We start from the raw sequence: 17,998 nt of genomic DNA, 5'->3' as shown, positions 1-17,998 counted from the left end.
TCAGAGACTTCCCTTGGTCGATGGGATCACGCCCACAGAGCGCGGATCGAGTTCGAGCGCGGCACGCACGGCGCGGGCAAAGGCCTTGAAGATGGTCTCGCACTGGTGGTGTGCATTCACGCCCTTGAGGTTGTCGATGTGCAGCGTGCACAGGGCGTGGTTCACAAAGCCCTGGAAGAACTCGTACACCAGCTGGGTATCGAGAGAACCCAACGAACCGGAGGTGAAGTTCACGTCCATGTGCAAACCAGGGCGGCCCGAAAAATCGACCACCACGCGGCTCAAAGCCTCGTCGAGCGGCACATAAGCATGACCATAACGGCGGATGCCTTTTTTGTCGCCAATGGCCTGCGCGAACGCTTGGCCCAAGGTGATGCCAATGTCTTCGACGGTGTGGTGACCGTCGATGTGCAGGTCGCCTTCGCAAGCGATGTCCAGATCGATCAAACCGTGGCGGGCGATCTGGTCAAGCATGTGGTCCAGAAAACCAATGCCGCTGGCCAGCTTGGCCTGGCCCGTGCCGTCGAGGTTGATGGCGACACGGATGTTCGTCTCGGCCGTCTTGCGGGTGACTTCAGCGGTACGGTTCATAGCGATTCTTTCAAGGCGGCAAGCATCATGTCGTTTTCTGCGGCGGTGCCCACCGTCAGGCGCAGGCAATTGGCCAGCAATGGGTGCATTTTAGAAACGTTCTTGACCAGCACTTTGTGGGCCTTCAGACCGTCAAAGGTTTTGGCCGCATCGGGCACACGCGCCAGGATCATGTTGGCTTCGCTGGGGAACGGCGTCACGCCGGGCAAGGCGGCCAGTTCACGATGCAGGCGGGCACGTTGCTCGCGCAGGTCTTTGGCTTGAGCGGCAAACACCTCGGCGTGCTCCAGCGCGAACAAAGCGCACTCGTAATTGAGCACGCTGATGTTGTAGGGCGGACGCACCTTGTCGATCTCGGCCACCAGGGCCTTGGGGCCCACCATGTAACCCAGACGCACACCGGCCAGGCCAAATTTGCTGAGCGTGCGCATCAAGAGCACATGCGTATGGCGCGTGATGCGGTCCATGTAGCTCTTGCTGGCAAAGGGCTGATAAGCCTCGTCCATGACGACCAGACCGCCTTGTGCGCCTTGGGCGAGGACGATCTTCTCGATCGTCTCGTCGTTCCACAGGTTACCGGTGGGGTTGTTGGGGTAAGCCAGGTAAACGATGGACGGTTTGTGCTCGGCAATAGCGGCCAGCATGGCAGCTTCGTCGAGTTCAAAGTCAGCCGTCAGCGGCACGCCGTGGAAGGCCAGGCCTTGCAGCTGGGCGCTCATGGCGTACATCACGAAGCCGGGCAGCGGGGCCAAAATGGAAGCGCCGGGCACATCGCAAGCCATGGCCAAGAGCGAGATCAATTCGTCCGAGCCGTTGCCCAGCATGATGTCGAAGCCTTCGGGCATGCCCGCGTGCTGGGCCAGCGCTGCGCGCAGGTCGTTCACGCGGCCATCAGGGTAACGGTTGAGCGCCAACGCGCCCAGGCGCTCGCCCAAGGCTTTTTGCAAATCAGCAGGCAGGCGGTGTGGGTTCTCCATCGCGTCGAGCTTGACCATGCCGACCGAATCCTGGATGGCGTAGGCGTGCATGGACTGCACGTCCTGGCGGATGCGTTGCATCAATGTCGGACTCACGGTGCTCATTTGGACTCTCGCATGGGGGGAACAGGGTTCAAACGCAATTCGGCAGCGCGGGCGTGCGCTTGCAGGCCTTCACCATAAGCCAGCTCGGCGGCGATGCGGCCCAGCGGCTGGGCACCAGCTTCGCTGACCTCGATCAGGCTGCTGCGCTTCTGGAAGTCGTACACACCCAGCGGTGACGAGAAACGTGCCGTGCCGCTGGTGGGCAGCACGTGGTTGGGACCTGCGCAGTAGTCGCCCAGCGACTCGCTGGTGAACGCGCCCAAAAAGATCGCGCCCGCATGGCGCAGCAGCGGTTCCCAGCGGTGCGGGTCACGGCTGGAGACTTCGAGGTGTTCGGGGGCGATGCGGTTGCTGATGGCGCAGGCTTCTTCCATGTTGCGCGTGAGGATCAGCGCACCCCGGTCGTTCAGGCTCTTGGCGATGATCTCGCGGCGCGGCATCTCGGGCAGCAGGCGGTCAATGGCGGCCTGCACTTCGGCGATGTAGCCCGCATCGGGGCACAGCAAAATGCTTTGCGCCAATTCGTCGTGCTCGGCCTGGCTGAACAGGTCCATCGCCACCCATTCGGCGGGCGTGCTGCCATCGGCCAACACCAAAATTTCTGAGGGGCCCGCGATCATGTCGATGCCCACTGTGCCGAACACGCGCTTTTTGGCGCTGGCCACATAGGCGTTGCCCGGGCCGGTGATCTTGTCCACCTTGGGGATGATGGCGGTGCCGTAAGCCAACGCCCCCACCGCCTGCGCGCCGCCCACGGTGAAGGCGCGGCTCACACCGGCCACACAGGCAGCGGCCAGCACCAGCGGGTTGCGCACGCCAGCGGGCGTGGGCACCACCATGATGATTTCCTGCACCCCGGCCACATGGGCAGGAATGGCGTTCATCAACACCGACGACGGGTAAGCGGCTTTGCCACCGGGCACATAAATGCCCACGCGGTCGAGCGGCGTGACTTTCTGGCCCAGCAGGGTGCCGTCTTCGTCACGGTAAGACCAACTCTCGCCAGAAGCCTTCTTTTGCGCTTCGTGGTACTTGCGCACACGGACTGCTGCGGCTTGCAGGGCTTCGCGCTGCACGACAGGCAGGCTGTCCAGCGCGGCTTGCAGTTCGGCCTGGGTAATTTCGAGCGCCTTCACGTCAGCCGCTTGCAGGCCGTCAAAGCGCTGGGTGTACGCCAGCACGGCCGCGTCGCCGCGCTGCTGCACATCGGCCAGGATGTCGGCCACGCGCTGCTCGATGGCGGCGTCGGTGTCGGCAGACCAATGCAGGCGGGCCGCGAAGGCCGCTTCAAAACCGGCGTCCGCCGTGTTCAGTTGCAATGGTTTGGCGTACAGACCCATGGCGTTCATGTCTTTCAGACTTTTTTCACGGCGCCTGCAAAGGCGTCGATGATGGCGCGAATCGGCGCTTGTTTGAGCTTGAGCGCAGCTTGGTTGACCACCAGACGCGAGCTGATGTCCATGATGCGCTCGACCTCGACCAGGTGGTTGGCCTTGAGCGTGTTGCCGGTGGACACCAAGTCCACAATCGCATCGGCCAGGCCTGTGAGCGGGGCCAGTTCCATGCTGCCGTAGAGCTTGATCAGGTCGACGTGCACGCCCTTGGTGGCAAAAAAGTCACGCGCAATGGCGGTGTATTTGGTGGCCACTTTCAGGCGCGCGCCCGTGCGCACTTGCGCGGCGTAGTCGTAGTCGGCGCGCACCGCCACGCTCATGCGGCATTTGGCGATGTTCAGGTCCAGCGGCTGGTAAAGGCCCTGGCCACCGTGCTCGATCAGGGTGTCCAGCCCCGTCACGCCCAGATCGGCCCCGCCGTATTCCACATAGGTGGGCACATCGCTGGCGCGCACCAGCACCACGCGCACGTTGGGCTGGTTGGTGGGCAGGATCAGCTTGCGGGATTTTTCAGGGTCTTCGAGCACCTCGATGCCAGCGGCCAGCAGCAGCGGCAGGGTTTCGTCAAAGATACGTCCTTTGGACAGGGCCAATGTGATCATGTCACTTCACTCGTTCAATGTCGGCCCCCAGGCCGCGCAGTTTCAGTTCCATGCGGTCATAGCCGCGGTCCAGGTGGTAAATGCGGTCGACGATGGTTTCACCTTCGGCCACCAGGCCGGCAATCACCAGGCTGGCCGAGGCGCGCAGGTCGGTCGCCATCACGGTCGCGCCCGAAAGCTTTTCAACGCCATCGATCACCGACACCTTGCCGTCGATCTGGATGTGCGCGCCCAGGCGCACCAGTTCGTTGACGTGCATGAAGCGGTTTTCAAAAATGGTTTCCGTCACCTTGCTGGCACCCTGCGCAATGCAGTTGAGCGCCATGAACTGGGCCTGCATGTCGGTCGGAAAGCCGGGGTATTCGGTGGTGCGAAAGCTCTGGGCCTTCAAGCGGCCATCGGCCTTGACCCGGATAAAGCCCTCGCCAGCTTCGATGGTGGCACCAGCATCGCGCAGCTTCTCAATGACGACTTCCAGATGGTCAGCACGGCCATGGCGCAGCACCACATCGCCGCCGGTGGCAGCCACAGCGCACAAAAACGTGCCCGCTTCGATGCGGTCCGCCACCACCTGGTGCTCACAACCGTGCAGGCGCTCGACACCCTGAATGCGGATGCGGCGCGTGCCATGGCCTTCGATCTTGGCCCCCATCTTGATCAGCATCTCGGCCAGATCGGGAATTTCGGGCTCTTGCGCCGCGTTTTCCAGCACCGTCTCGCCTTCGGCCAGCGCGGCGGCCATCAGGAAGTTTTCGGTGCCGGTGACGGTGACCATGTCGGTGGTGATGTGTGCACCTTTCAGGCGCGTGCGGCCTGCAGGCAGGCTGGCCAGCATGTAACCGTGGTCCACCGTGATCTCGGCCCCCATGGCCTGCAGGCCCTTGATGTGCTGGTCCACCGGGCGCGAACCAATCGCGCAGCCGCCGGGCAAAGACACTTTGGCGTGGCCAAAACGGGCCAGCAAAGGTCCGAGGGCCAGCACAGAGGCGCGCATGGTCTTGACCAGCTCGTAAGGCGCTTCGGGGTTGTTCAGGCCACCGGCATCGAGGGTGACGCGGCCGTCTTCGTGGTGCTCGGCGGTCACGCCCATGTTGCGGATCAGCTTGAGCATGGTCGAGACGTCTTGCAGACGCGGCACATTGGCCAGCGTGACGGGCTCGGCACTCAGCAAGGCGGCGCACAGCTCAGGCAGGGCCGCGTTTTTAGCGCCCGACACATCGAGCGTGCCTTGCAGGCGGTTGCCGCCGCGAATTTTCAGTTTGTCCATGGGTCAGCTCAGTGTGCGTTTTTAGCGGGGGCTCAAGTGAGAGATGGTGTTCAGTTCGCTTGCGCAGCCCACTCGGCGGGCGTGTAGGTTTTCATCGACAAGGCATGCACTTCGTCGGTGTGCATTTTCTGACCCAGCGTGGCGTACACGCGCTGGTGGCGTGCAATGGGGCGCATGCCTGCGAACACCTCGGACACCACGACCGCGCTCCAATGACGGCCATCGCCCTCCACGGTGAGGTGGGTGCAGTCGAGGCCTGCGGCAATGATGGCTTGAAGTTGCTCTGCGTTCATGGGGGTTCAGCTCCGGATTTTGTAGCCGGTGCGCAAAAGGTGAAGGGTCAAGCTGCTGATGAGCGCCAAAGCCGTGCCCACCACGGCCAGACTGATCCAGGGTGAGACATCACTTTGGCCAAAAAAGCCATAGCGGAAGCCGTCGATCATGTAGAAAAACGGGTTCAGGTGGCTGAGCTTTTGCCAGAACGGCGGCAGCGAATGGATGGAATAGAACACGCCCGACAAAAACGTCATCGGCATGATGATGAAGTTCTGAAAAGCGGCCATTTGGTCAAATTTTTCAGCCCACAGCCCGGCAATCACGCCCAATGCGCCCATCATGGCCGCGCCCATGAAAGCAAACGCCAAAATCCACAGCGGGTAGATGAAATGGATGTTGACCATCCAGCCGGTGATGACGAACACGCCCAAACCCACAGCCAGGCCGCGCACTATCGACGAGCCCACATAGGCCACAAACCAGCTGCGGTGCGACAAAGGCGTGAGCAGCAAAAACACCAAACTGCCCATGATCTTGCTTTGCACCAGACTCGACGAGCTGTTGGCAAAGGCGTTTTGCAGCACGCCCATCATGATCAAGCCGGGCAGCAAAAACGAGGTGTAGGCCACCTGGTCGTAGACCTTGACGTGGTCTTCGAGCACATGGCCAAAGATCAGCATGTACAGCACCGAGGTCAGCACCGGCGCGGCCACAGTCTGGAAAGCGACTTTCCAGAAACGCAGCACCTCTTTGTACAAAAGAGTTTGCCAGCCGGTCATGCCGATGCTCCCTGAACAGGTTGTTTGCGGTTCATGACTTCAAGGAACACGTCTTCCAGATCGGCCTGGCGGATCTCGACGTCTTCGGCCACCAGGCCTGCCGTGCGGATGGTGGCCAGGTGCTGTTCGATTTCCACCGCGTTGTGCACCGGCAATTGCACGATGCGGCCCGTGACACGGGCGATCGCGGCAACCGCAGGCGGCAGCTCGCCATCGAGCTTGAAGCGCAACACCTGGCTGGTGGCCGAACGCAACAGGTCGGAAGTGCGCTCCAGCGCCAGCAACTGGCCGCGCTTGAGCATGGCGATGCGGCCGCACAGGGCTTCGGCTTCTTCGAGGTAATGGGTGGTCAGCAAGACCGTGTGGCCTTGCTTGTTGAGTTTGGCAATGAACTGCCACAGGGTCTGGCGCAACTCGACATCGACACCGGCCGTGGGTTCATCGAGCACGATCACGCGGGGCTTGTGCACCAAGGCTTGCGCCACCAGCACACGGCGCTTCATGCCGCCCGACAGCTGACGCATGTTGGCATTGGCTTTGTCGGCTAGGCCCAGGCTGTCCAGCAACTCGTCGATCCACGCATCGTTTTTCTTGACGCCGAAATAGCCCGACTGGATGCGCAAGGACTCGCGCACCGTGAAAAACGGGTCAAACACCAGCTCTTGTGGCACCACACCCAGCAAACGGCGTGCAGCGGCGTAGTCGGTCTGCACATCATGGCCGTGCACCAGCACGCGGCCTTGTGTGGGGCGGGACAGCCCCGCCAATGTGCTGATCAAGGTGGTTTTGCCTGCGCCATTCGGACCCAGCAAGCCAAAAAACTCCCCCTCCTGAACCTCAAAGCTCACTTGATCGAGTGCTTTGAACGCGGTTGCGCCAGCCTGCCTGGCAGGGTAGCTTTTGGAGACGGATTGAAAAGAGAGCGCAGACATGGGAGACGTCTATTTTAAGTGCTGGCCTGCAGACACCGGGCAAGAGCGGGGCAATCAGGGCAAAAAGACCCTGAAATAAGACTTTCAGGAAGGCGAAAGCAGTTCAAGCACACCGTACAAGCTGGCCAATTGGCGCAAGCGGGCGGGCATGCCCGTCACTTGCAAGCTGCCCTTTTGCGCCGCGACGACCCGCCGCAAACCCAGCAAGACCGCCAAAGCCGAGGAGTCAAATTCGATGAGTGCCGACGCATCGACCTCCACCGCAGCCTGGGTTTCGAGCGTCAATTGCGCCACCCACTGCGCGAGGCAGGCATTGGCCTGTTCGTGCAACAAGCTGGGGGGTAACTTCAGTGCGCTCATGTGGACGGCGCTCAAGAGGCCTTGGCGTTGGTCTTGTTGCGTGCGGCCAGACTGGCAATCAACGCATCAATGCCACCCGCATTGATTTCTTTGGTGAACTGGGTGCGGTAATTCTCGATCAACCAGACACCGAGGACATTCAGGTCAAAAATCATCCAGCCCGCGCCCTCACCGGGTGTTTTCTCAAGGCGGTAATCCAGCTGGATCGGATCGCCTTTGCCGCGCACTTCGGTGTTAACCACCAGGTTTTTGTCCTCCTGGCCTGCACGCAAAGGTTTGACCACCACGACCTGGTCGCTGACCTGGCTGAGCGCTCCTGCATAGGTCCTCACCAACAAAATCTTGAACTCTTCTTGCAAGCGTTTTTGTTGCTCTGGCGTGGCTTTGCGCCATGCGGGTCCGGTCGCAAGCGCAGTCATGCGGCGGAAATTGACATGCGGCATCAACTTGGCATCGACCAACTGGATGATTTTGGTCACATCTGCGTTGCGCAGCGATTTGTCAGCCTTGATTGTGTCCAGGGTGTCATTGGTAATCCGCTTGATAAACACCTCGGGGGCTTCGTCTGCGGCCCACGCTGGCATCTGCACTGAACTGAGTCCAAAGACACTGACAGTGGCTAAAAATTGACGGCGATTCAAGGGCAATAGGAATGGAAAATTCATATGGGTCACTATACGGCGAGCTGGCCCGCCACATGTGAACAACTGTAACAAGAGGCAAGCCGGATTTGATGGGGTTTTAATCAGGGCGTCTCTGACTCACCGTAATCAAAGACAGCGGGGGGATTGCCGTCATAAACGTCGTTCTGACGTTTTTGCAAATACCCGTCTCGCATAAACGAGTAAGGATCCAAAGCAGCCTCTTTGATGACATCAACCGACTGAAGCAGGTCCGAACGGGCGTCCACTGCACGGGTTACGGACAGCACATTTCGGGTTGCAGAATCCTTGAACTGCTGAACCACATCTCCCTTGAAATCCAGCGGCGTGGCCAAGGCGTCACGCAGAGTCGAAGGACCCAAAATAGGTATAACAACATAGGGACCCGGCTTGACACCCCAGTAGCCCAAGGTTTGGCCAAAATCCTCTTTGCGCTTTTCAAGCCGCATTTCGGTGGCGATATCCAGCACGCCACCCAAACCGAAAAATGTATTCACGTTGATGCGCATGAAGGTTTCGACTGTGGCCTGACCCTTCAATTGAAGCGCGCTGTTCACCATCGACCACACATCGCCCAGGTTGCCCAGAAAATTGTGAACGCCTGTGCGAACAGGACTGGGCAGCACATTGACATAAACTTTGGCCGCAGGTTTGATGGCAACGTTGTCCAAAACATCATTGAAACTGTAAATGCGACGGTTCATCGACTCCCATGGGTCTCTTGCGTCGGCATTCGGGACACTCGAACAAGCTTGCAAAGCCAACACAACAAAGCCAGCACACAGCATCAGAATTTTACGGATCGGGCGTTTCATGGCTTCTTGCTTTCTGCTGCTGGTTTTTCGGCTTGGCTGTACAGGAACTGGCTGATCAGGTTTTCCAAAATCACAGCCGACTGCGTGGAGCCGATCTTGTCGCCTGCCGCCAGATTTTTCTCGTCGGCACCGGGCGTGATGTCCAGGTATTGTTCGCCCAGCAGGCCGCTGGTCAGGATTTTGAGCGAGCTGTCTTGCGGAAACGCCACATGCTCTTGCAAAGCGAGTGTCACTTTGGCCTGAAACGACTCGCCGTCGAATTCGATCTTTTTGACGCGGCCCACCACGACACCGGCACTTTTGACGGCAGCGCCCGGCTTGAGGCCGCCGATGTTGTCAAATTTGGCCGTGACGGCGTAGTCTGAACTGAAATTCAGCGTCAACAAATTGGCCGACTTGAGCGCCAAAAACAGCACCGCTGCGGCACCGATTAACACAAACAACCCCACCCACACATCATTTTTTGAACGTTGCATGCCGTCCTCCTCAAATGCTGAACATCATCGCGGTCAGGATGAAATCCAGCCCCAATACCGACAAAGAAGAAACCACCACGCTGCGGGTGGTGGCACTGGCCACACCCTCGGGCGTGGGCTTGGCCACATAGCCCTGCAGCAAGGCAATGAAAGTCACCGCAACAGCAAACACCACGCTTTTGATGATGCCATTGCCCACGTCTTTAAAGACATCCACACCGCCTTGCATCTGGCTCCAGAACGAACCTGCGTCGACGCCAATGAGCAAAACGCCCACCACATAGCCGCCAAAAATGCCCACCGCACTGAACACCGCCGCCAACAAGGGCAAGGCGATGATGCCCCCCAAAAAACGCGGGGCCAAAATGCGCTGCACCGGATCAACGGCCATCATTTCGAGGGCCGTGAGCTGCTCGCCTGCCCGCATGAGACCGATCTCGGCCGTGAGCGATGCCCCGGCACGACCGGCATACAGCAAAGCCGCCACCACCGGGCCGAGTTCACGCACCAGACTCAAAGCCACCAACAAGCCCAGCGCCTCGGCCGAACCATAGCGCTGCAAGGTGTAATAGCCCTGCAAACTGAGCACAAAGCCCACAAACAAACCCGATACGGTGATGATGGCCAGAGAATAGTTGCCCAAAAAATGCACCTGGTCTCGCACCAGACCAAAGCGTTTGAGGGCTGCGCCGGACATGCCCACCAGCTTAAGGAACAGACGGGCACCAAAGCCCCAATCGGCCAACATCTGGCGGGTGGTGGCCCCCAAAGCACCCAACAAATTGGTGATCATGCCGACCTCCGGTCATAGTCCTGCGCAGCCGATGGCGCGGGGTAATGGAAGGGCACCGGGCCATCGCTCAGGGCGTGCACAAACTGGTGGATCAAAGGGTCAGCACTGGCACGCAACTCGGCAGGCGTGCCTTGCGCGGCCACACCCCCATTGGCCAGAATGACCACATGGTCGGCGATCTCAAAGGTCTCGGTCACATCGTGCGACACCACCACACTGGTGATGCCCAAGCTGTCGTTCAAGCGGCGAATCAGGCGTGCCGCTGTGCCCAACGATATCGGGTCGAGCCCGGCAAAGGGCTCGTCGTACATGATCAGGTCAGGGTCGAGCGCAATGGCGCGGGCCAAGGCCACACGGCGGCTCATGCCCCCGGAAATTTCCGATGGACGCAGATCACGTGCGCCACGCAAACCCACCGCATCAAGCTTCATCAGCACGATGTCACGGATCAGGTCTTCCGACAGCGTCGTGTGCTCACGCAAAGGAAACGCCACGTTGTCGAACACGCTCATGTCGGTGAACAAAGCGCCAAACTGAAACAGCATGCCCATGCGGCGGCGCGCTGCATACAGCTCGGTCTGGCGCATGGAGGTGATGTCCTCGCCGTCAAACAGCAAACGCCCTTGACTGGCCCGGATCTGTCCACCAATCAGGCGCAGCACCGTGGTCTTGCCACCACCAGACACGCCCATCAAGGCCGTGACTTTCCCACGCGGCACATTGAAGCTGAGGTTCTTCAAAATGACACGGTCGCCGTACCCGAAGGTCAGGTCTTTCAGTTCAACGAGTGAGGGATGGCTGGATGTGCTCATGAAAAACAAAAGCCGGGCAAACCGGCTTTTGTGAGGGTCTATGGCGCAGATTAACGGTTCGTCAACCTGCGCAGTTCAGGGATTTTACCTAGAACTTTGGAAGTCACCGTGGCAGGTCGCTTGCGCCCATCAGAAACTCGTCCACAGCGCGCGCAGCTTGACGGCCTTCACGGATCGCCCAAACCACCAAGGACTGGCCACGGCGCATGTCGCCGGCAGCAAACACCTTGTTCACGTTGGTGGCATAGCCGCCGGTGAAGTCGGTGCTGGCCTTGGCGTTGCCACGGGCGTCCTTGTCGATGCCAAAGGCGTCGAGCACGGTGGCGACCGGGTTGGTGAAGCCCATGGCCAGCAAGACCAGATCGGCTTTGTATTCCTTCTCGGTGCCGGGCACCTCGACCATCTTGCCGTCCTTGAACTCGACGTGCACGGTTTTCAGCCCGGTGACCTTGCCTTTTTCACCAATGAACTGCTTGGTGGAGATGGCGAATTCGCGCTTGAGCAGGCCTTTTTCGGCGCTCTCGTCGTGGCTGGAGCTGGTGCGCAGCTTCATCGGCCAGTAAGGCCAGACCATCGACTTGTTTTCTTTTTCAGGCGGCTCGGGCATGACCTCGAACTGGGTCACGCTCACGGCACCATGGCGCGTGCTGGTGCCCACGCAGTCGCTGCCGGTGTCGCCGCCACCGATCACGATGACGTTTTTGCCGTCAGCGCGCAGTTGGCCCTTGAGCTTGTCACCCGCGTTGACCTTGTTTTGCTGGGGCAGGAACTCCATCGCGAAATGGATGCCATCCAGGTCGCGGCCGGGCACGGGCAGGTCACGCGACTGCTCGGAACCACCGGTCAGCAACACGGCGTCAAAGTCTTTCTGGAGCTGCTCGGCAGAAATGGTTTCCTTGGCCCAGTTGGTGACCTTGGAGTCCTTGGGCCAGCTGCCCACCAGGGTGCTGGTGCGAATCGTCACGCCTTCGGCTTCGAGCTGCTTGACGCGGCGGTCGATGTGCGACTTGTCCATCTTGAAGTCGGGGATGCCGTAACGCAGCAAACCACCCACGCGGTCGTTCTTTTCGAACAGGGTCACGTCGTGACCCGCACGGGCCAGCTGCTGGGCAGCCGCCAAGCCTGCGGGGCCAGCGCCGATCACGGCCACTTTTTTGCCGGTCTTGACCTTGGCAGGACGGGGGGTGACCCAGCCTTCGGCCCAGGCGCGGTCGATGATCGCGTGCTCGATCGACTTGATGCCCACGGCGTCGCCGTTGAAGTTCACCACGCAGGCGGCTTCGCAAGGCGCGGGGCAAATGCGGCCGGTGAACTCGGGGAAGTTGTTGGTGCTGTGCAGCACCTCGATCGCGTTCTTCCAGTCGGCGTGGTAGACCAGATCGTTGAAATCCGGAATGATGTTGTTGACCGGGCAGCCGTTGTTGCAAAACGGCGTACCGCAGTCCATGCAGCGCGCAGCCTGGGTTTTGGCTTGCTCTTCGGTCAGACCGATCACGAACTCACCGTAGTTCTTCAGGCGCTCGGTCACGGGCTGGTAGCCCTCTTCGATGCGCTCGAATTCCATGAAACCTGTGATTTTTCCCATGATGTTTCCTTCGATTCTTGACGTTGGGCTCAGGCGGCCACGGGCTTGGCGGCCTTGGCTGCTTTGCGGGCGTTGATCTCGCCCAGAGCACGCTTGTATTCGTTCGGGAACACCTTCACGAACTTGGCACGGGCCGTGGCCCAGTTGTCCAGCAACTCGCGGGCACGCTGGCTGCCGGTCCACTTGTGGTGGTCTTCCAGCAGTTTCTTCAGCTGTGCTTCGTCGGTCTGGTCACGGTGCCACACATTGCGGTCGATCTGCACTTCCTGCTCAGCGGCAGACAGCACCTTTTCCATGCTGACCATGGCGGTGTTGCAGCGTGAAGCGAATTCGCCGTCTTCGTCGTACACATAAGCGATACCGCCGCTCATGCCCGCGCCGAAGTTGCGGCCGGTCTTGCCCAGCACCGCGACGGTGCCGCCGGTCATGTATTCGCAGCCGTGGTCGCCAGTGCCTTCGACCACCGCCGTGGCACCCGACAGGCGCACCGCAAAGCGCTCACCGGCCACGCCGGCAAAGAAGGCTTCACCCGTGGTCGCACCGTACATGACGGTGTTGCCCACGATGATGTTTTGCGCGGCCACGCCACGGAACTCCAGGCTCGGACGCACCACCACGCGACCGCCCGACAGACCTTTGCCGGTGTAGTCGTTGGCTTCACCGATCAGGTACAGCGTGATGCCCTTGGCCAGGAAAGCGCCAAATGACTGACCGCCCGTTCCTTCGAGCTGGATGCGCAAGGTGTCGTCGGGCAGACCTTCGGGGTGCACCTTGGTCACGGCACCGGACAACATGGCACCGACCGAGCGGTTCACGTTGCGGGCCACTTCCATGAACTGGACTTTTTCGCCCTTGTCGATGGCGGCGCGGCTCTTGGCGATCAGCACGTTGTCCAGGGCTTTTTCGAGGCCGTGGTTTTGCGTGTCCACATGGCGCACGGCCACGGTGGAGGCCACTTGCGGCACGGCCAGCAGGCGACCGAAGTCCAGACCACGGGCCTTCCAGTGTTCCACGCCACTCTTCATGTCGAGCAGGTCGGCACGGCCCACCAGGTCGTCAAACTTGGCGATGCCCAGCTGGGCCATGATCTGGCGCACTTCTTCGGCGATGAAGAAGAAGTAGTTGACCACGTGCTCGGGCTTGCCGGTGAACTTGGCGCGCAGCGTGGGGTCTTGCGTGGCCACGCCCACCGGGCAGGTGTTCAGGTGGCACTTGCGCATCATGATGCAACCTTCGACCACCAGCGGTGCGGTGGCAAAGCCGAATTCGTCCGCACCCAGCAAGGCGCCAATGGCGACGTCGCGGCCGGTCTTCATCTGACCGTCGGCCTGCACGCGGATGCGACCGCGCAGGCCGTTGAGCACCAGGGTCTGCTGGGTTTCGGCCAGACCGATTTCCCATGGGCTACCCGCATGCTTGACGGACGACCAGGGCGAAGCACCGGTACCGCCGTCGTGGCCCGCGATCACGACGTGGTCGGCCTTGCACTTGGCCACACCAGCGGCAATCGTACCGACACCGATTTCGGACACCAGCTTGACGCTGATGTCACTGTGCGGTGCCACGTTCTTCAGGTCGTGGATCAGCTGGGCCAAGTCCTCGATCGAGTAGATGTCGTGGTGGGGTGGTGGCGAGATCAGACCGACACCGGGCACCGAGTGCCGCAGCTTGCCGATGTATTCGGACACCTTGCCGCCGGGCAACTGACCGCCTTCGCCGGGCTTGGCACCTTGGGCCATCTTGATCTGGATCTGGTCAGCACTCGACAGGTATTCGGCGGTGACACCGAAACGGCCCGAAGCGACTTGCTTGATGCGCGAACGCAGGCTGTCGCCCGCCAGCAGCGGCAGGTCCACTTCGACGTTTTCTTCGCCGATCACGCTCTTGAGCGAATCACCGACCTTGATCGGGATGCCCTTGAGTTCATTGCGGTAACGCGCCGAGTCTTCGCCGCCTTCGCCGGTGTTGCTCTTGCCGCCGATGCGGTTCATGGCCACGGCCAGGGTGGCATGCGCTTCGGTCGAAATCGAGCCCAGCGACATCGCGCCGGTGGCGAAACGCTTGACGATCTCGGCCGCAGGCTCGACCTGCTCCAGCGGGATGGCTTTGGACGGGTCGATCTTGAACTCGAACAGGCCGCGCAGCGTCATGTGGCGCTTGCTCTGGTCGTTGATGATCTGCGCGTATTCCTTGTAGGTGCTGAAGTTGTTGGCACGGGTGGAGTGCTGCAACTTGGCAATCGCGTCGGGCGTCCACATGTGCTCTTCGCCACGGGCGCGCCAGGCGTATTCGCCGCCCGCGTCGAGCATGGTGGCCAGCACGGGGTCGTCGCCAAAGGCGGCGGTGTGCATGCGGAAGGCTTCTTCGGCGATCTCGAACACGCCGATGCCGCCCACGCGGCTGGCGGTGCCGGTGAAGTACTTGTTGATGGTCTCAGAGTTGATGCCGATGGCTTCGAACAGCTGCGCACCGCAATACGACATGTAGGTCGACACGCCCATCTTGGACATGATCTTGGACAAGCCCTTGCCGATCGCCTTGACGTAGTTGTAGATGGCTTTGTCGGCAGACAAATCACCCGGCAGCTCTTTGTGCAGCGCGGCCAGGGTTTCCATGGCCAGGTAGGGGTGCACGGCTTCGGCACCGTAACCGGCCAGCACGGCGAAGTGGTGCACTTCGCGGGCGGTGCCGGTTTCAACCACCAGGCCAGCGGTGGTGCGCAGGCCTTCGGTCACCAGGTGCTGGTGGATGGCCGACAGCGCGAGCAGCGCAGGCACAGCCACCTGGGTGGCGTTGACGCCACGGTCGCTGATGATCAGGATGTTGTGGCCGCCCTTGATGGCGTCCACGGCTTCGGCGCACAGCGAGGCCAGCTTGGCTTCGACGCCTTCACGGCCCCACAGCGCGGGGTAAGTGATGTCCAGCGTGGCGCTCTTGAACTTGCCCTTGGTGGCTTGCTCGATGTTGCGCAGCTTGGCCATGTCGGCGAAGTCCAGGATCGGCTGGCTCACTTCGAGGCGCATGGGCGGGTTGACCTGGTTGATGTCCAGCAGGTTCGGCTTGGGGCCGATGAAGGACACCAACGACATCACGATGGCTTCGCGGATCGGGTCAATCGGCGGGTTGGTCACTTGCGCAAACAACTGCTTGAAGTAGTTGTAAAGCGGCTTGTTCTTGTCGGACAGCACGGCCAGCGGGCTGTCGTTGCCCATGGAGCCAATGGCTTCTTCACCGGCCGAGGCCATCGGGGCCAGCAAGAACTTGATGTCTTCTTGCGTGGTGCCAAAGGCTTGTTGCAGGTCGAGCAAAGGCACATCGGACGCGGGGGCCACAGTGGCTTCGGCCACATCGTCCAGCTTGATGCGCAGGTTCTCGATCCACTGCTTGTAAGGCTTGCTGCTGGCGAGGCTCGATTTGAGTTCCTCGTCGTTGATCATGCGGCCTTGTTCCAGATCGATCAGGAACATCTTGCCGGGCTGCAGACGCCACTTGCGCACGATCTTGCTTTCGGGGATCGGCAGCACGCCGGTTTCCGAACCCATGATGACCATGTCGTCGTCGGTGATGATGTAACGCGAGGGGCGCAGGCCGTTGCGGTCCAGCGTGGCGCCGATCTGGCGGCCGTCGGTGAACACGATCGAGGCGGGGCCATCCCATGGCTCCAGCATCGCGGCGTGGTATTCATAGAAGGCCTTGCGGCGCTCGTCCATGGTGGTGTGCTGTTCCCAGGGCTCGGGGATCATCATCATCACGGCCTGGCTGATGGGGTAACCCGCCATCGTCAGCAGTTCCAGGCAATTGTCAAACGTGGCGGTGTCTGACTGACCCGCGAAGCTGATGGGGTACAGCTTTTGCAGGTCATTGGCCAGCACGGGCGAAGACATCACGCCTTCGCGGGCCTTCATCCAGTTGTAGTTGCCCTTGACGGTGTTGATCTCGCCGTTGTGCGCCACATAGCGGTACGGGTGAGCCAATGGCCACTCAGGGAATGTGTTGGTCGAGAAGCGCTGGTGCACCAGACCCAGGGCCGAGACGCAGCGCTCGTCCTGCAAGTCCAGGTAATAGGTGCCGACCTGGTCGGCCAGCAGCAGGCCTTTGTACACCGCGGTGCGGCTGGACATGCTGGGGATGTAGTACTCGTTGCTGTGCGTCAGGTGCAGGTTCTGGATCGCGGCGCTGGCGGTCTTACGGATCACATACAGCTTGCGCTCCAGCGCGTCTTGCACGATCACATCGGCACCACGGCCAATGAAGATCTGGCGCATGATCGGCTCTTTTTCGCGCACGGTGGGCGACATGGGCATGTCGCGGTTGACCGGCACATCGCGCCAGCCCAGCACCACCTGGCCTTCGGCCTTGACGGCGCGCTCCAGCTCCTGCTCACAGGCCATGCGCGAAGCATGCTCTTTGGGCAGAAAGACCATGCCCACACCGTATTCACCGAAAGGCGGCAGGCTCACGCCCTGTTTGGCCATCTCGTCGCGGTACAGCGCATCGGGCAACTGGATCAGGATACCGGCACCGTCGCCCATGAGCGCGTCCGCACCCACAGCACCCCGGTGGTCCAGGTTTTCAAGGATCTTGAGTGCCTGCGTCACGATGGCGTGGGTCTTGTGCCCTTTGATATGGGCCACAAAGCCGACACCGCAAGCATCGTGCTCATTGGCCGGGTCATAAAGACCGGTGGTTTGGAAATGTTCTTTATCGGCTGCCGTGGTCATGGCGCACTCCTAAGGGTTTTTACGCAGGGGGTTGATCATAGTGCACTGCAGCAAGCATGCCAAGAAAATTAATTGGGGTCAGATCCCAATTAATTTTTGTTTTCTTGCTGCTTGAATTTAATTGGGGACAGGTTCAATCGGACGCCGAATTGGCCGTCTTTTTGAAAGGCCGACCGGCCTTGCCGGGCACCAATCGCCGGGTCGTGGTTTGCTGCAATTGCCCCACAAAATCGTCCGAACCCAGGGCCCAGCCCGACAGGGCGCTTTGGGTCAACTGGTCCTTCTCGGACTGCGCCAAACCGGCCTGAACCAGTTCGGCATACGCCGCCTCGCGGGCAAACGGGGTGTTGCCCAGGCCCCAAAACAGGGCATGTGGCGTCACCCATGGGGCACTCGCCTGCCCAATACAGTGCCTGTGGCTCGACCATTTGTAGTCGGCAGGCTGCGCCACCATGCCCGCCCGCACCGGGTTGAGGTCGATGTAGACCATGCACGCCAAAAGATAGCGCTCACTCTCTATGAGGTTGCTGCGGTAGCGCCCTTCCCACAAGGTGCCAGTGCGCTGGTGCCGCAGATTGAAGTACCGCACATAGGCCCGGCCCACCGCCTGCATCATCTGCGGCAAGCCCTCGTCCGTTTCGGGCGTGAGCAGCAAATGGAAGTGGTTGTCCATGATCACCCAGGCATGGATGGCCACCTTGAACGTCCTGGCGTGCTCTTGCCACAGCGCCAGCAAGCGCTCCCGGTCGGCATCGTCACGCACGATGGCCTGCCGGTCATTGCCGCGCTGGATGACGTGGTGCGGGTAAGCGGCAACGGTGAGGCGGGGTTGGCGGGCCATGGGAATGCGC

Annotated in this window: 17 protein-coding genes; all 17 read right to left on the bottom strand. The window is 60.8% G+C overall.

The features are described 5' to 3' along the window. Positions 1–591, bottom strand: coding sequence for an imidazoleglycerol-phosphate dehydratase HisB (hisB, locus tag ACZ5VE_RS01730; RefSeq protein ID WP_464456368.1), 591 nt, complete (start codon positions 589–591; stop codon positions 1–3). Beyond that, a complete protein-coding gene (hisC, locus tag ACZ5VE_RS01725) occupies positions 588–1,673 on the bottom strand; it encodes a histidinol-phosphate transaminase (RefSeq protein ID WP_464456367.1) in 1,086 nt (361 codons plus the stop codon). Before hisC ends, hisB begins: the two co-directional genes overlap by 4 nt. Next, the gene (hisD, locus tag ACZ5VE_RS01720) at positions 1,670–3,013 is read right to left on the bottom strand and encodes a histidinol dehydrogenase (protein ID WP_464457416.1); all 1,344 of its coding nucleotides are present in this window, start codon (positions 3,011–3,013) and stop codon (positions 1,670–1,672) included. Before hisD ends, hisC begins: the two co-directional genes overlap by 4 nt. 14 nt (positions 3,014–3,027) lie before the next feature. Then, on the bottom strand, positions 3,028–3,669 hold the full coding sequence (gene hisG, locus ACZ5VE_RS01715; RefSeq protein WP_464456366.1) for an ATP phosphoribosyltransferase: 642 nt from the start codon (positions 3,667–3,669) through the stop codon (positions 3,028–3,030). Position 3,670: 1 nt separating this feature from the next. Continuing rightward, positions 3,671–4,936 carry a UDP-N-acetylglucosamine 1-carboxyvinyltransferase gene (murA, locus tag ACZ5VE_RS01710; RefSeq protein ID WP_464456365.1) on the bottom strand — a complete coding sequence of 422 codons (1,266 nt, stop codon included), beginning with the start codon at positions 4,934–4,936 and terminating at the stop codon, positions 3,671–3,673. A 50-nt stretch (positions 4,937–4,986) separates the two neighbouring features. Continuing rightward, positions 4,987–5,229, bottom strand: coding sequence for a BolA family protein (locus ACZ5VE_RS01705; protein WP_108313500.1), 243 nt, complete (start codon positions 5,227–5,229; stop codon positions 4,987–4,989). Positions 5,230–5,235: 6 nt separating this feature from the next. Beyond that, on the bottom strand, positions 5,236–5,991 hold the full coding sequence (locus ACZ5VE_RS01700) for an ABC transporter permease (protein ID WP_464456364.1): 756 nt from the start codon (positions 5,989–5,991) through the stop codon (positions 5,236–5,238). Then, positions 5,988–6,923, bottom strand: coding sequence for an ABC transporter ATP-binding protein (locus ACZ5VE_RS01695; RefSeq protein WP_464456363.1), 936 nt, complete (start codon positions 6,921–6,923; stop codon positions 5,988–5,990). The genes ACZ5VE_RS01700 and ACZ5VE_RS01695 overlap by 4 nt, the downstream gene beginning before the upstream one ends. Positions 6,924–7,007: 84 nt before the next feature. After that, positions 7,008–7,283, bottom strand: a complete 276-nt coding sequence (locus ACZ5VE_RS01690; protein ID WP_464456362.1) for an STAS domain-containing protein — start codon at positions 7,281–7,283, stop codon at positions 7,008–7,010. An 11-nt stretch (positions 7,284–7,294) separates the two neighbouring features. After that, the gene (locus tag ACZ5VE_RS01685) at positions 7,295–7,867 is read right to left on the bottom strand and encodes an MlaC/ttg2D family ABC transporter substrate-binding protein (protein WP_464456361.1); all 573 of its coding nucleotides are present in this window, start codon (positions 7,865–7,867) and stop codon (positions 7,295–7,297) included. 161 nt (positions 7,868–8,028) lie between these two features. Further along, a complete protein-coding gene (locus tag ACZ5VE_RS01680; protein WP_464456360.1) occupies positions 8,029–8,760 on the bottom strand; it encodes an MlaA family lipoprotein in 732 nt (243 codons plus the stop codon). Continuing rightward, complete coding sequence (gene mlaD / locus ACZ5VE_RS01675; RefSeq protein ID WP_464456359.1) at positions 8,757–9,236, bottom strand: outer membrane lipid asymmetry maintenance protein MlaD; 480 nt, start codon at positions 9,234–9,236, stop codon at positions 8,757–8,759. Before mlaD ends, ACZ5VE_RS01680 begins: the two co-directional genes overlap by 4 nt. Positions 9,237–9,246: 10 nt before the next feature. Then, on the bottom strand, positions 9,247–10,029 hold the full coding sequence (gene mlaE, locus ACZ5VE_RS01670; protein WP_464456358.1) for a lipid asymmetry maintenance ABC transporter permease subunit MlaE: 783 nt from the start codon (positions 10,027–10,029) through the stop codon (positions 9,247–9,249). Beyond that, a complete protein-coding gene (locus tag ACZ5VE_RS01665) occupies positions 10,026–10,841 on the bottom strand; it encodes an ABC transporter ATP-binding protein (protein WP_464456357.1) in 816 nt (271 codons plus the stop codon). Before ACZ5VE_RS01665 ends, mlaE begins: the two co-directional genes overlap by 4 nt. Before the next feature lie 103 nt (positions 10,842–10,944). Continuing rightward, positions 10,945–12,426: a glutamate synthase subunit beta gene (locus tag ACZ5VE_RS01660; RefSeq protein ID WP_464456356.1), complete on the bottom strand. Its 1,482-nt coding sequence runs from the start codon at positions 12,424–12,426 to the stop codon at positions 10,945–10,947. A 29-nt stretch (positions 12,427–12,455) separates the two neighbouring features. Further along, positions 12,456–17,147 carry a glutamate synthase-related protein gene (locus tag ACZ5VE_RS01655; RefSeq protein WP_464456355.1) on the bottom strand — a complete coding sequence of 1,564 codons (4,692 nt, stop codon included), beginning with the start codon at positions 17,145–17,147 and terminating at the stop codon, positions 12,456–12,458. A 133-nt stretch (positions 17,148–17,280) separates the two neighbouring features. Further along, entirely contained in the window at positions 17,281–17,988 is a 708-nt protein-coding gene (locus tag ACZ5VE_RS01650; RefSeq protein WP_464456354.1) for an REP-associated tyrosine transposase, read from the bottom strand. Between the last annotated feature and the right edge of the window lie 10 nt (positions 17,989–17,998).

Source organism: Limnohabitans sp. INBF003 (genome assembly GCF_055396645.1).
This window is presented reverse-complemented; position numbering and strand designations above follow the sequence as displayed.